General features: G+C 41.0%; 11 protein-coding genes. 4 read left to right on the forward strand and 7 right to left on the reverse strand.

Annotation, left to right across the window (positions count from 1 at the left end):
• The 4 genes from E5329_RS04650 (at position 1) to E5329_RS32515 (ending at position 6,962) form a co-directional block, all read left to right on the forward strand.
• On the forward strand, positions 1-774 hold the full coding sequence (locus E5329_RS04650) for a CheR family methyltransferase (protein WP_135988432.1): 774 nt from the start codon (positions 1-3) through the stop codon (positions 772-774).
• A 577-nt stretch (positions 775-1,351) separates the two neighbouring features.
• A complete protein-coding gene (locus E5329_RS04655) occupies positions 1,352-4,009 on the forward strand; it encodes a DUF262 domain-containing protein (RefSeq protein ID WP_168356520.1) in 2,658 nt (885 codons plus the stop codon).
• Entirely contained in the window at positions 4,002-6,440 is a 2,439-nt protein-coding gene (locus E5329_RS04660; RefSeq protein WP_135988434.1) for a DUF262 domain-containing protein, read from the forward strand. The genes E5329_RS04655 and E5329_RS04660 overlap by 8 nt, the downstream gene beginning before the upstream one ends.
• Before the next feature lie 255 nt (positions 6,441-6,695).
• A complete protein-coding gene (locus E5329_RS32515; protein WP_408634640.1) occupies positions 6,696-6,962 on the forward strand; it encodes a type IV toxin-antitoxin system AbiEi family antitoxin domain-containing protein in 267 nt (88 codons plus the stop codon).
• Between the two features lie 219 nt (positions 6,963-7,181).
• Here the strand turns inward: E5329_RS32515 and E5329_RS04670 are convergent, their stop codons facing one another.
• The 7 genes from E5329_RS04670 to E5329_RS04705 all read right to left on the reverse strand — a co-directional run bounded on the left by E5329_RS04670 (position 7,182) and on the right by E5329_RS04705 (position 14,829).
• Positions 7,182-8,549, reverse strand: a complete 1,368-nt coding sequence (locus E5329_RS04670) for a ribonuclease H-like domain-containing protein (RefSeq protein WP_135988435.1) — start codon at positions 8,547-8,549, stop codon at positions 7,182-7,184.
• Positions 8,550-8,697: 148 nt separating this feature from the next.
• Positions 8,698-10,356: a DUF4368 domain-containing protein gene (locus tag E5329_RS04675; protein WP_168356521.1), complete on the reverse strand. Its 1,659-nt coding sequence runs from the start codon at positions 10,354-10,356 to the stop codon at positions 8,698-8,700.
• 108 nt (positions 10,357-10,464) lie between these two features.
• Entirely contained in the window at positions 10,465-10,767 is a 303-nt protein-coding gene (locus E5329_RS04680) for a hypothetical protein (RefSeq protein WP_016306767.1), read from the reverse strand.
• The gene (locus E5329_RS04685) at positions 10,764-12,128 is read right to left on the reverse strand and encodes a relaxase/mobilization nuclease domain-containing protein (protein WP_135988437.1); all 1,365 of its coding nucleotides are present in this window, start codon (positions 12,126-12,128) and stop codon (positions 10,764-10,766) included. Before E5329_RS04685 ends, E5329_RS04680 begins: the two co-directional genes overlap by 4 nt.
• Position 12,129: 1 nt before the next feature.
• Positions 12,130-12,486 carry a plasmid mobilization protein gene (locus E5329_RS04690; RefSeq protein ID WP_135988438.1) on the reverse strand — a complete coding sequence of 119 codons (357 nt, stop codon included), beginning with the start codon at positions 12,484-12,486 and terminating at the stop codon, positions 12,130-12,132.
• Positions 12,487-13,120: 634 nt separating this feature from the next.
• Positions 13,121-13,546 carry an RNA polymerase sigma factor gene (locus E5329_RS04695; RefSeq protein WP_016306764.1) on the reverse strand — a complete coding sequence of 142 codons (426 nt, stop codon included), beginning with the start codon at positions 13,544-13,546 and terminating at the stop codon, positions 13,121-13,123.
• 593 nt (positions 13,547-14,139) lie between these two features.
• Positions 14,140-14,829, reverse strand: coding sequence for a hypothetical protein (locus tag E5329_RS04705; protein WP_016306763.1), 690 nt, complete (start codon positions 14,827-14,829; stop codon positions 14,140-14,142).
• Between the last annotated feature and the right edge of the window lie 60 nt (positions 14,830-14,889).

Raw genomic sequence — 14,889 nt, forward strand, 5'->3', positions numbered from 1 at the left:
ATGGTAGGATATGAGGATTTCAAAAAGGATATTTTTACATTAACCAAGATTGATCTGAATGCTTACAAAGAGAAACAGATGAAGCGCAGAATTGAGACGCTGATCTCTAAGAACAATATCACAAGTTACAAAGATTATGTGGCATTAATTAAGAAGGATGCGGAGAAATTTGAGCAGTTTGTGAATTTCCTTACCATTAATGTATCAGAATTTTACAGGAATCCGGAACAGTGGGGAATTTTGGACAAAGAAGTTTTTCCCGCGCTGGTTCAGCGGTTTGGGAAGAGCCTGAAAATCTGGAGCGCAGCCTGCTCCACCGGGGATGAGCCATATTCTCTGGTGATGGCTCTGTCAAAGCATATTCCGTTAAATCAGATTAAGATTACAGCGACGGATATTGATAAGCAGGTGCTGGATAAAGCGAGAATGGGTCTCTATAACGAGAAGAGCATTGCCGCTGTCCCGCCGGAATTTAAGAAGAAATATTTCACCAAAGTAGGCAACTCTTATAAGATTGCAGATGAAATCAAGCGTCAGGTAGAATTTAAGGAGCATAATCTGCTGAAAGATCCCTATCCTACGGGATGCCATTTGATTGTGTGCAGAAATGTGCTGATTTATTTTACGGAGGACGCCAAAGAAGAGATTTACAAGAAGTTCAATGCTGCCCTGACCAAAGATGGAATTCTGTTTATCGGCAGCACAGAGCAGATTATGAACTACAGAGAATTGAATTATCAGAGGAAGCAGTCTTTCTTTTTCCAGAAGGTTTAAGGCTGTAAGAAGACAAGTGCATGGATAATGTCTGTGCGCTTGTTTGATTATGATTTGTTTTTCATTTTTTTGATTTACTATTGACAATAGATATACTGTGTAGTGCCTTGTATTTCAAGTAGGTGCAGTCGATGAATATGAATGATTGGAAATCACAAATAAAAAGAGGAATGCATTTCCTCTTTTTTTCAGTAAGGAGCAGAAGGCTTGCCGCTGTGAGAATATTACTTCCTTACAGATAAAGAGCAGGAATACGTTGCTGCATTGTCGAGAATTGTTGAGTTTCAACCTGTTGTGGATTTTATTATTTCAATTATTCTCAGTATATTTATTTGCCGGGCAGGGAGCGTGGAATGGAAATTATTAGTGCTTTTTTGCAAAAGAATAAGTAATACTGCAAGTAAATTATTCATATAAGGGTGTGAGGCAAAAACATATGCGTTATCAAAGAAAATTCTCTATACTGGAAAGCAGAATAATGTAAAAATCTTAGGGCAAGGGCGGCAGGAATATGAATACATAAAAATAGAAATCAGGGGTTATGATCATAATATTACAAATAGAGGAGAGAAAAAATATGGAGAATGGACATCAATATGTAGAAGAGGTTTTAAAGGAGAAATACCGCATTCCGAAATACCAGAGAGGTTACCGCTGGACCGAAGACAATGTTATAAAATTGTTGGAAGATATATATGAAGGCAGGCTGTATGAACCTGGTAAAGATGATTGCCTGAATGAAAATAATGCATACAATATTTTTTATCCCAAAGTGTTTGATATGCAGGAAGGGTTATTCGTGTTTTCTATTCCCAAATGTACCTATTGCATTCAGCCATTGGTTGTAATGGAGACTAAGGGTGTCTATGATGTGATTGATGGACAACAGCGTTTAACAACAATTGCAATTATCCGTGCGGCGTTAAAGAGAAGCCTGGAAACATTGGTCTCAAAAAACAGCCAAGAAGTATTGACCTTAGTAAGAAAAGAAATCGTTGAAATTTCTTATGAGTCAAGGCAGACAAGCAGGGAATTCCGCCAATATCTCTATGGAATGCGGGAAAAGCCGCAAGGTGAGAATATAGATTATGATCATATGCTGCAGGCATTTGAGGTTTCTAAATGTTATTTTGATGAACTATTGAAGAAATTTGAGGATGATAAAGTCAGAAAAAAATATGCAGATTATCTTGATGATGTTCTGTGTAAGAATACGCAGTTTATCTGGTATGAAGTAAAGGATCATGTTGATCCGCAAAAGGTGTTTGCAAACTTTAATACGGGTAAGATAGAATTGACTAATGCGGAGCTTATAAAGGCTCTCTTTATGAATCCGTCTAATTACAATCACTCTGTTGTGAAGGACAAGCAGATTGTGATATCGGAAAAATGGGATGAAATTGAGAATAAACTGCATGAACCGGAGTTTTGGGCATTTGTTCCCCATATTAATCAGTATGAGACTGCTTCCAGGCAATATAGCACACGGATTGATGTTATCTTTGAGTTTTTTATTATGGAGCTTTGGCTGGAAACCCATCAGGATAAATGCGTAGAGGATTATATTAGTTTTAGAAATTTAAACGCTTCCGATAAGTATATTTTTAATGAAGTAGAATCATGGATAAATAGCAAGTTGGGTGATTTATCCGAAACAGAAGCCGTTATGGATCAGTGCTGGCGCAGGATAGGAAAAATATTCTCTGGTTTAAAAGAACTGTATTTTGGGGACAGCAGGGTTTATAATACGGCAGGGTTATACATAAATTTGTGCAATAGAAGACCAGAAAATGTAGATGAATATGAAGAAAATAATTATGACACGTATCTATATGTTTACCATGAGCTTAGCAATGTGCTGAATTTGCCAAGGGATGAAAGGGAGAATGCATTAAAAAAACTTGTGCGGTACAAAGTCTTTCAAAAAGAAAGTGGCATTGAGAGGATGATAAAAGGTATTAGGTATAATGAAGGGAAATCTTCTGATATCATAAAAGTTTTATTGGTGTACAATATAGCGCTGCTTTCTTCCTCTAAAGGGACGGGAGAGAGATTCAATTTCCTGGAAAATGCCAGAAATAAATGGGAAAGGGAGCATATTTTTGCCAGCAATGTTAAGACCGACGTAAATATAGAAGGACTGCAGGATATGTTAGACTGTGATGAGGTTTTGAATATCCTTTGCGGAGACGGTTATATTGGTTATGTGAAATATTTATTTGATACTGGCGATAGGATTGAATTTACCCATGAAGGCAATGGATATGAACTGGATCTGTCATTAGATACCATGGATGAAGAAATCAGGGATTTGTTTATTGATGCAAGCCGTTCTTCAGATGGAAATGGAAAGAATGTGAGTTTTGCTCGTGCGCTCAGGGCTAAAAGAGAGGCAGGGTATTTGAGAGAGTGCTGCAGGAAAATCAATGAGATTGGAAGAATCTTCAGGGAAGAAGGGGAATTAAAGAAATTACTTGCATATCAATATATCAGCAGCTTTGAAGGGAATTTTCATTTTGTTGAAAATATAGATTTTGCTTCTCTGGAAAATTGTGAGGAAACAATAAAAACAGCAGTTTTACCAGATATTGAATTTACATCGGCAGAATTTACCTATACCTGTAAAGAGTATCAGGAAAATAAAGATCATTGGCCAGGATGGCTGTACGAGAGGGACGAAGAAGGAAGAACAAATTATATAGTTCTGTTGGAAACAATAAAGAACCATTACCAAAGCAAGTTGGAAAGGGCAGTTTATAAGCAGGCAACAGATAATATAAGGAGATTAAAGGATATATCAGATATTTTTGATGGCGTAAATGACAGGTTTATCTATGCGGGGCTAATGTTAAATAAGATCACACTTGAGAAAAAGATAGATAAATTTTTCAAGGGAAGTTTTCAGGAACTGATGAAGGATAACAGCATGGGGAATATGACTCTCTTAACTGGGAATAAGCAGAGAGACGGAATTGAAAACAATATAAGCAGCAGAGGGCAAAACCAAGCGGTCAGTGATAAAGCGTACTGTGAAAAGAAAAAAATTGTTTATGAATTTTATAAAAGCGGCCAGTTCGTACCAATTGGAACACTGCTTGTATTTACAGATCAATACACTCAGGAAAGAAATGCGGCGAAATATTGGCTGCCTAACAGCAGATTGAAATATCTTAAGGATATGGTCAAAACCATTTCAGATTTTTTGGGGGAAAGTGAGGGAGTAGGAAATGAATAATAAAATAGATACATTGCTTAAGCTGTTGGAAATATATGAGATCCGAATACCAATCATACAGAGGGATTATGCCCATGGGAGGAAGGACGGAAAATCCAATGAGATAAGGAGAAATCTAATCAAAGACATCAAGATCTGTTTAGAAGGGGACTCAGCGATTGATTTCAATTTCGTCTATGGAACGGTTGCAGATGGTATTTTTTATCCTGTGGATGGACAGCAGCGTTTGACAACACTCTATCTATTGCATTGGTTTTTGGCTTGTAATTGCGGCAGATTCCATGAATTTTCTAAGTTAAAGGGATTTAGCTATATGACCAGGAATTCAGCAGCAGAATTCTTTGCATTGATGAAGCAGTCCAATACAAAGTTAAAAGATTTTGTGAAAGAAAGTGTAAATTTTAGGGAAGAGGTTGAAAAGCAGCCCTGGTTCCAGGCGGAATGGGGGTATGATCCCACTGTAGACAGTGTATTGACATTTCTTGATGATTTATCTGTGGATCAGGATTTTAGGAAAAATGCAGCAAGGTATTATGACAGGCTGGAATGCGGAGCAATTACATTTCACCATATTGTGGAGGAGGGAAACAGCGCAGAAGAAAAGGCGGCAAAAAGCTATATACGGATGAATGCCAGGGGTAAATCTTTAGAGCCGTTTGAAAACCTGAAAGCTATGATTGACAGTATTGAGGAGCAATTGGACGAGTCCCTCGATATAGTAAAAGAATATGACAGTGTATATATGGATTTGTTATATGATGACTGCGGCAGCGTTAGTTTGAAAAGGAAAACAGAGGAAATCAACCAGAAAAGCCTGGATTGTTTTAAAAATTTATATAATTTAAATTTGCAGCTTCATGAAAACAGAGCGACAATGGAGGCTGACGCTGATTTTGTAAATAAAATGTATGAGTATAGTCAAAAAGAACTTGACGACGATGAGAAGGAGTTCTTCCAACAGTATTTTCATATGGTGAGGGCGGTGTTCTGTTACTTCCAAAAGGAATGCGGATATGAGCCTATAAAAAGGGTATTTGCCCCCGGAGGTTATTTTTATGCGGAAAATAATAAATCTGTAGTTGCAGCAGTACTGTATATTGCAAAGAAAGGTTTCAGTATAACAAAAGAACATGTACAGAAATATGATTATGTGCTCAGAAATCTGGGGCATGGGAACTGGACAGGGAATTATTTGGAATGTATCCGTCATTTTGCAGAAACTTCTGCAGCCTGTGAGGATGTATTTGAGTATTTTAACAATCTGGACTTTAAAGATATAGAGAAGATAAGAGATAAATATTCTGGGATTTTAACAGACCTTGGCGTCAGATTTAAAGAACAGAAAATAAAGGCAGATATTGTGAAGACAGAGAATCTTTCTTGGAAATATTTTGATCAATTGGAAGAGCAGTCCCGCAGGAGAAAAATACAGTATCTGCTCTACCTTTCAGGATATTGGGAAGGTTCTGGCAGTTTCCAAAAGCTCCAGGAATACATAGAGATTGCAAAGGAATATTTTATGATTTCAAATAATGATTCGACATGGCGGGAATGTTATGCGGTTGCGTCAGGGTTTGGCGACAGAAATTGTCTTATGCCAGCAGAGAATATCAATCGAAAGTGCGGCAAGTCGCATGTTTGGAATGAGGAATATTATTTTTGGGATGATGAAGGAGATGGTAAACTCTCTACGTTAGAGCCGCTGGAAATCATAAAGACGGCATATGAGAATCAGCTGGAGATTGAAAATATTATAAAAACATTGCCTGAAAATCCGGATTATGACAGGTGTTGGTTGAAATATGCAGTAAAATACCATAAGAAAGAATTATTAGATAAAGAGCTGACATGGGATGAACATACAGATATTGTAACAGTAACCGAATACAGTGGTTATTCGTACTCGAGAAAGTATCGGTATGATGTGTATGTGATGAAGGTTGTTAATCCTAAATTGAAGTATGGTTTAGATGAAACTCTGACTGTATTTGCCAGTTCCCAATATGATTTTGAGGCAAATACAAGATACGCATATAGTGATGGAACTTATGTATTTACTGCCGGGGACAGGAAACTTGTTATAAGATTGCGCGTACCAGTTGCCATTACGAATATTAATGAGAATTATAATAAAGATGAATGTCTGCATGTTTCCCAAAAGAATCAAGGTAAGTATACGGTATATCGGGCAACAACCCCATACAAGTTTGAAGAGGTGTGCTATTTAATAGAAAATGAATTAGACAGGAGGGATAAAATCTGGAATTATGAACAGCAGGAATTGGATGATATGAAGGGGCAGGATTTTTTGAAAATCTATGAAGGGAAGAACCAAATATGGATTAGGGAAGGACGCAAGTTTGTGTGGAAAAAGACAGTTCGAGAAGTTCATTTTGAAGGAGGAATGGTTGCCAAGGAGTTTATATTGTAGTTTTTAGTGAGGAGAGACTAACAAACAGCCGTGTAAGGTTTAAGTACCTGCACGGCTTTTATTTGCACAGCAGCCTTGGAAGCCAGTACATGAGCTAGGTGTTTAAAGATTGCCTGAGCAGTAAAGAAATCATGCATTCCCTTAGCCGTAAAGGAAATTCGTACGATAATTGCCTCTAAAGAATACACAGCGCAATTGGTTGCATAATGCTCTAGCAGAGGGAAGATGAGAACTTAAATAAGTAATTCAGGCGGTATTGCTAAAGTCTCTGAATTTGCTTCAGCAGGTCTTTCGAATTTTGATGTAGCCAATTTGTGCAATGTCGGATATATCGAGCGTATACGACACGGCTATTATCAGCTTGTCAAAAAAGAAGATATAAAAGAGGAGCAAATATTTGCTCACTTCTTCCAGAAGGCGTTGTTTGCGTTGAGTCTGCGCTGTTTTATTATGGATACAGTGATTTTGCACCAAGACAATGTTCTATCGCTGTTCCAAGAACATTGGCACCAAAATGGATGATTTCAGCATAGTGCTTAAAATAAATACATTTCTTGCGAAGCCGTTTTCAGCGGTAGCAGAAAACAAAGAATACATTAGACAATGGTCTGCTTCTATTTGTGATTGGAATAAATGGAAGCAGACCATTTCAAAGGCAGATTTAGTGTGGCAGGGCACGGGGCATGGAAATTATTAGCGCTTTATTGCCAGAAAGTAAGTAATTCCGCAAGAAAATTATCCCTATAAGGAAAAGGAATAATTTATAAAATGCATTGCGTATTTATTCAGGTTTTCTTTATTTTCGGTAAAGGCTTCTGTCAGTTCGAACCAGGATGTTTTATCATTATAATTCTGCTTAAAAGCGGGAGAAAATAAATCCTGGTATTGGGGCAGGAATCGGCCCGATTTTTTACAGTAACAGGTGGCGGCAGTTGCCTGAGTGCGGTAATTCCTGTCAACGTATGCGGCGACGCTTTTGTGCAGGGCTGTATCTTCTGCCGGAAGATAGTAATAATCTTTGTAATTGGGATAAAAATATTTTAATTCCCCTGTAAAAAGTTCAATGCGCAGCGTAACTTGATGGCATAAGCCGGAGGCATAGGGCTCAACCTGATTACAGGAGGCGGAAGTGCAAGATTCGGCCCGATTACGGGAGGCGGAAGTGCAAGATTCAGCCTGATTGCAGGAGCCAGAAGTGCAAGATTCAGCCTGGTTGCGGGAGACAGAAATGTAGAGTTTCCCAAGCGTACAGGTAAAAGGCTTGGGAAAGGGAAGATCCGGCTTTAAATATAGAATCAGTTCCCAGCCTTTGGTTCCCTCATAGGTGTTCCAGCTGCGTGTTTCCCAGGAAGAGACCTGGAAATGCCCTCCAAAGAAACGGGAATAGGAGAGCAAAGAAAGGAGTTGTATCATTCCTTTTATATCTTCATAATTATGCAGTTTTAAAAGGGCACAGGCGTCTTGGGGAGATAATGCGGCATTTTTGCTGTTCCCATGATTCCTGTGCGCTTTTGGGAGAGTACAGGTATCCGTAGAATCTGCGGGATTTTCAACTTTTTTGTGATTGTTGCGATGCGGTTCTATAAAGTTGTAGTTTTCCCCGGAAGAGAGTTTTGCATATTCCAAATAGATGGAAATCAAATCTCCTCCGGAATATAAATCATCCCGTGCAATGCCGAGAAATTCTTCCAGAGTTTTCTGCTTTAAGTTATCCAGGTTCAGGATGGTTTTATATTTGGAGAGCTGTTTGTAAATATCAAGATGACAGAAAGAATCCAGTTGTTCCGGTATTTGATGATAGGCACAGCGGCCTTTCAGGAAAGGCACATCGAATCCTGTCCCGTTAAAAGAAATCAGGGTATCGTATTGGGACAATAATTCCAGGAATGCAGAGAGGATTTCCTGTTCCTGATCAGGGCATTCCGCAAAGAGCTGCGTGATGCATATCCTGCCGTCTGTCTGCAAAGCATATCCGATCATGTATACCTGATTGCGGGCGGCGGAAAAGCCGGTGGTTTCAATGTCGAAAAAAATTGAGGTTGGGGTGAAGTATTCTTTTATATAGGGATTCCCGATTGTGGGAGTGAATGTTGTCTGCCAGGTTTTCATTTGGGGCCTCCGTTCTATAAATCTATCGAATATCTGTCGTTATTATATGATTAATTTCTTGAATTTTCAAATATGGGTTAAACCAGATAGGGATAAAAAATAGATATGTATCGGCAGGAGCATAGATTTTCTCCTGCCACGCCTGTATTTAGGCGGTTTGACGTTTGGTACGCTGCGTATATTCTCGTTCCATTTGCCGCATTTCCGCATCCGTGGGGATGTCCACAATCCCGACATAGGAATAGTAGATGTCGATTTGCTGTGTCCGTTTCCCGTCTTTTTTCTCACGCTCATGGACTACGATTTTATCCACAAATGCGTTTAGGACTTCGGGCGTCAGCTCGTCGATGCGGGTGTATTTCTTGGTGACGGCTATCAGCTTGGTGACATTGGTCGCTTCCGTGTCGGCTTCGCTGACCTCGGCTGTCAAGGTTTCGATTTCCTGCTTTAGCTGTTCCTGCTCGGCTTCATATCCGTCCGACAGCTTGTAAAAGCGTTCGTCATTCAGCTTTCCGTTGACATTATCCTCATAGATTTTGCGGAACAGGCGGTCAAGCTCCTTTATCCGCTTTTCGTCCTTTTCTATCTGTTTCTGCTTTGCGGATAACTCGTATCTGCGTTCTGCAAGGGTGGCGTCAATCTGCTGTCGGATAAACACACGCTCAAACTGCTGTAAATAGGAGAGGAACTGCTGGAGCTGTTTCAGAACTAATTGTTTTAATGCGTCCTCTCGGATATAGTGCTGTGTACATTCCTTTGCCCTGCTCGTCCTTTTATACATGGAACAACGGAAATGCTCATATCCGTTTGCTGTGGCTAAGCTGAGTTTCGCCCCGCAGTCGGCACAATAGAGCAGCCCCGAAAAGATACTTGTCGTTCCGCTTTTGGTCGGTCTGCGTTTGTTCGCCCGTATCATCTGCACTTTTTCCCACATATCCCTGTCAATGATGGGCGTATGGGCGTCCTCGATATACGTCCGCCTGTCCTTTGCGGTTGGGATGCGTTTTTTGCTCTTGAAGCCTAAACGGGTGGATTTAAAGCTTTCCGTCACGCCGATATATGCCACATTTTCCAGAATGGATGCAATCATAGACGTTTCCCAGTTATAGGGATGTTCCGATTTTTTTGCAACGCCGATTCCCTTTGACACCTTGTAGGCTGACGGGGTAAGCACCTTGTCTTCCCAGAGGGCTGTGGCAATGGCTGACACGCCTTTTCCCTGTATACAGAGTGAGAATATCCTGCGGACAACTGCCGCCGCTTCCTCGTCCACAAGCCAACGTGTTTTATCGTCTGGATTCCGCAAATACCCATAAGGCGGTGCGCCCAAATGCTCGCCTGCAAGCCCTTTCGCTTTCTTGACTTCCTTTACCTTTTTGCTCGTGCTTTTGGGATACCATTCGTTAAAAAGGTTGGTAAAGGCGGCAAATTCGTTGCTCTCAAGGCTGCCCGTGTCCACGTTGTCCATGATGGCGATGAACCTCACGCCCGCTTCGGGGTAGATGATTTCGGAGTATGAGCCGACCTCGATATAGTTCCTGCCGAAGCGTGATAAGTCTTTGACAATGACGGTCTTTACAAACCCTTTTTCAATGTCCGACGACATTTCCTTAAAGCTTGGGCGGTCAAAATTCGTACCCGTATAGCCGTCGTCCACGTAGAATTTCGGGTTAGGGAAACCGTGTTCTTTTGCGTATTTCATCAGATATTCTTTCTGGTTTACAATGCTGTTGCTTTCACCTTCCCGCCCATCATCTTGGCTTAATCTACAATATAATGCCGTGAATTCTTCCTGCTGTCTTTTCATAAAGCTCTCCTTTCCGACAGCAGACACGGTATTGTGAAGTGTAGGTACAGTATACCACATCTGCCCTTAAACTTCAACGCTTTAAAGTGATAATTCTTCCGCTGCCTGTTATTCCCCGTCGTCATCACCCCAATTCTCATTATCATAAAATCCATATCCCTGTGCGCTGCGCCGAAAAATATCCGTAAGCATTACAAGCAAGTCCCGCCCGTCTTTTCGGAAATGGGCGTTGACGGTGTATTCCGTGCCGCCGATTTTCTCGGTAAGGCTCATCGGCTCTGGGATGCGGACAAGGGGCGTGACGTTCTGGACAGGCGGCAGAGGGGGATATATTTTGTCTGGATTTACCATAGGGACGTCCTTGTATTCCTCCATAATCGCCTGTATTTCTTCCTCGGACAGTCTGCTCATCGCAATGGTTCCTCCCTCCTGCGTGCTGTTTTAACTGGCTGTTTCTGTCGGTTTGACCGCTGATTTTCAATCGTGTCGTAGATTTGGTTTAAGCAGTCATCAATGTGTGCGGAGCGTTTTTCAATCCTGTCTGCATATTTCAGCCGCTTCCTAAGCTCCGTTATCCGCTCCGTCACGCACCGTTTTTCTTCCCGAATTTTTTCTTTTTCGGCTGGTGTGGCACGGCGTACCTTGTTCCGCACGTGCTGGCGGTAGTCAATCAGTTTATTCATTTCGGTCTGGTTTTTCTCCCTGTCGGCGTGTAAGTCGGAGAGGGTGGAAATGTTATGCTTGGACATATACCGTACCTGTGTGGTGATTGCATCTAACTTCCGCAATTCCTCTTTCATCAGCGGGCTTGTCGGCTTGTAGTCCGTGCCTTTGGGGAATATCCCCAACTGATAGCACCAGTAGTAATACAACGCTAAAATCCCCGTGGTTTTTTGATGTGGTTTCCATGCATTTTTATACTGTTCTGGCATATGGGGAGAGTAGGAAATCTTTGCTTTGTAGTTCCCATATCGGGAAGCCCCGCCTAAACATGACTGTATGAAATTGGGGGTTAGCCGCTCGTCAAGCGTGTCTAATCTCGTGAAATGTTTGTATTTCGGCAGCTTCATTTTCCAATGGCTGCCCGAAAAATCAACCTCATATCCCTTATCGGCAAGGTATTTCATCATGTGCTGTAAATCCCTGCTCCCATTGATTGCCTCCCTTAAATCCTCCCGATAGACATTGTACCGTGTGGGTTTTCCGTTCTTTTCGTCCAGATAAAGCGGTCTGGATGGTGCTTTCTTGGGGTTTTCAATCACCGATAAACCGTACTCTCGGCATAAGCGGTCGGACGCTTCCCTCAACCTTTTCTGTTCTGATTTTGAGTAATTATATTTCTGTCCGTCTATGAAAGAAACAGAGTTGAAACAAAAATGATTGTGCAGATGCCCTTTGTCAAGATGAGTGGCAACAATTATCTGGTATTTATCGCCCCACATTTCCCCTGCTAATTTTAATCCGATTTCGTGGCAATGTTCGGGCGTTACCTCGTCTGGTTTGAAGCTCTGGTATCCGTGCCATGCAATATATCCGCCTGTCTTTTGGTACTGCTTCTTTGTCAAAATCATCTGTTGCAAGGCGGTTTCTTTCAGAGCGTTGATTGCGGAAACATACTCGCCCTCGTTTGTTTTTAACGGATTCTTCACATAGGAGAACACGTCAAAGAAGTCCTGCATATCTTCATTCGGCATGGTCTTTTCTGGATTTTCCACATAATCAATGAGGTCTTTCAGCCGCCCTTTGATATGCCATAAGCTCGTTGTTGCCATATCAGACCGCCCCCTGTTCCATCAGTTCTTCTACATTAAATCGTAGTGGGAGAGTTATTTTCTGTTGCAGTTCTAAGATAAAATCCTCAATCTCCTTACAGATTTCGGCGGCGGTTAGATAGTAGGGAACACACTTTTTGAAAGCGTCATGCACTTCATAGAGCTTGTTTAACAGTTCCCAAAACTCGGTTTTTGGCTTCGGCTGCGGGGCGTTTCCCTTGCATAACTGGCGCATAAATTCGGCAGCGGACAGACCGCAAGCGGCGGCGCACTGCTTTAATTTTTCATGTTCTCCCTCGTTCAATCGGACGGTAATCGGGACATTCCGCACGCCCTTTTCTGATTTTTCTTTGCTCATTTTCCTTAATCCTCCAGTCTTAAATTCCTTTCTTCGGGGTAAACAGGGGCTGTCCCCTGAGTAAGTTACGCCCACTTGTTTTGTGTGGGCGGGATTGTGGCTGACACAATCCGATGCTCGCTATCTCTGTGGACAACGCCGCAGAGCATTTTTCCTGTGCAGCAGTATTCTTCCATACCTGCCTTACCCGCCGAAAAGAAAATCCTATGTCCTTCCACCTCCGTTCTGGATTCGATTTTTCTTGACTTTTGGATAAATGAAAAAGCCGCCACACCGCACCACGAATGACAGGAGTGTTTTCTCCTGCTCAGATTCGCAATGCTATGTAACGGCTTTGGGATTCAAAACCTTGCTGCCATACGCCAGCCGAAAAGGACGACTTACGTTCGGCGGCAGTCAGCCTTATCCATTGGCTGACATTTCATTCTTCCATCTATGTGCTATTTCATTTTCAATCTTCCAATTCCCTCATGGGTATTTCAGAATACCATAGCGGCTGTACCCATGTCAATACTTTGGGCAAACTTTTTAGTATTCCCTGTGGACGGGAATTTTATTCATATAATTTTAAATTGGGTGGGGAAATTTTATCCCCCACCCAATAGCCCGCCAGAAAGCTGCCTTTATTAGCTGGTTATAAAATCTTCCGCAGCTTTTTCCGCAGATGGTCTAGCCTTGCATAGATAGCACCCGTTGTCAATCCCACAAGCGGGGCGATTTCCTTTGTGGAATAGCCCTGCATTTTCAGCAGGATGATTTGCAGGGTACGCCTGTCCACCGTAAGCAATGCCCGATACAGAGTTTCGTCCTCAATCTCGTCCAGTAAATCAGCAACCGTCTTTAGCTCGGTATTCTGTTCCCTGTCTGCCATCCCCTCAAGGTATTCACCGAAGTCGCTTGTCCAATGGTAAAACCGCCTGTTGGAATTGAAGTCTGCCCTGTCGTCTGTGCGGATTTGTTCAATGGTGGTTTCATCAACTCCGTGTTCCCTCAATATTTTTTCCTCGGCTTCTTTCCAGATAAGCCATTTCCTGTTCTCCCGTCCGTTGTTGTATGCCATTCTTTTTTCCTCCAATCTGAATTTTTGAAATGTAATAATCCAGATTGGATAGGCGGCGAACGGCAGCCAACAGCGGAAACAGCCCTTCGGCACATTCCGATAAAAAACGACAAAAGAAAAACCGCAAAGGTTCCGTGACCTTTACGGTTTAGAGAGATTTTAGTTCCAATATGTAGAAATATGACTTCTACTTGCAGGGTACAAAGCCCCCATGTACTGACGAGGAGTTTTTTAACAGGCTGTCCGCCCATCCCCGATATGATATATGTAAATAGAATTTGCTATTTGCAGGCAATAAAAATCCCTCCAAACTTCAAAAAGCGAAGTCGGAGGGTGGTCAGGGTATGACGAAATAGCCCACCCGAACATCGTTTTTTTTATTTGGTGGGCTTGTCCTACCTATGATTATAGAAAGAACAAAATATGTAAAAAATATCATTACATAAATAGATAATATATCTATAAATTTTGGCAAGCACTAAAATAAATGAATTTTTTTAATAAACCAATACCCCGCTGTGAACAGCGGGGTATTAACTCTCGTGATAATCGCCAAATATCCACGCAGACACATTTGCTTGAGTCGTTTCTTTCTATTTAGCTTTTATAATAATGGTTTTTACTGGCTTGGAATTATAAGTGAGAGTAAAATTAAAATTCCTGCCGATAGAGAGCAGTACAGAACCATTTTTTTTCTTTTTCCCTATATCATGTATATTTAAATTTTTGCCGATAATTTGGAATGCAAAGTCTTTTGGCACTTTTTTAAAATATACATAATCTCTATTTGAAGATTTGATAATGTACCATTTATTCTTAGTGCATCTTTTTTTAATAACTTTCTTAATTCCGACAGGGACATCTTTAAGCTGGCAACGCTCAATATCAGTATACTCTTTTTTCTTGTGAGGTTTCGTATTTTCAGTGGGGTGTTTTGGAACAAAACCAAGCATATCTTTCAATATTTTATTCGCTTTCTTTTTTGGTATCCGTTTCAGCCTGCTAATATCTCCAGCTTTATTTCTCAACAGACGTATATCAATTGTTCCATCAATATCCACGAAGCTGTATTCAAAAGAACGGTCAGCCCTTTCATCAAAAAAAATACGGATACGCTTATTTTTATAAAAGAACGCATCATCTTTCTTTATAATACCTAATTGGGCATATTCAGAAACATGCTTACTAGATGGCGTACCCTTTGCAGATGCAGCTATTGGCATAGAAACCATGAATATAAAAATAAATATTGTAACTATTGAAAAAATTGTTTTTCTTTTCATTTGAAATTATCCTCCTTTATCCGCTCTTTATGGCATACCAGTTTCAATACCATGTTTCCA

The organism is Petralouisia muris, assembly GCF_004793545.1.
In the GTDB taxonomy this organism is placed as follows: domain Bacteria; phylum Bacillota; class Clostridia; order Lachnospirales; family Lachnospiraceae; genus Petralouisia; species Petralouisia muris.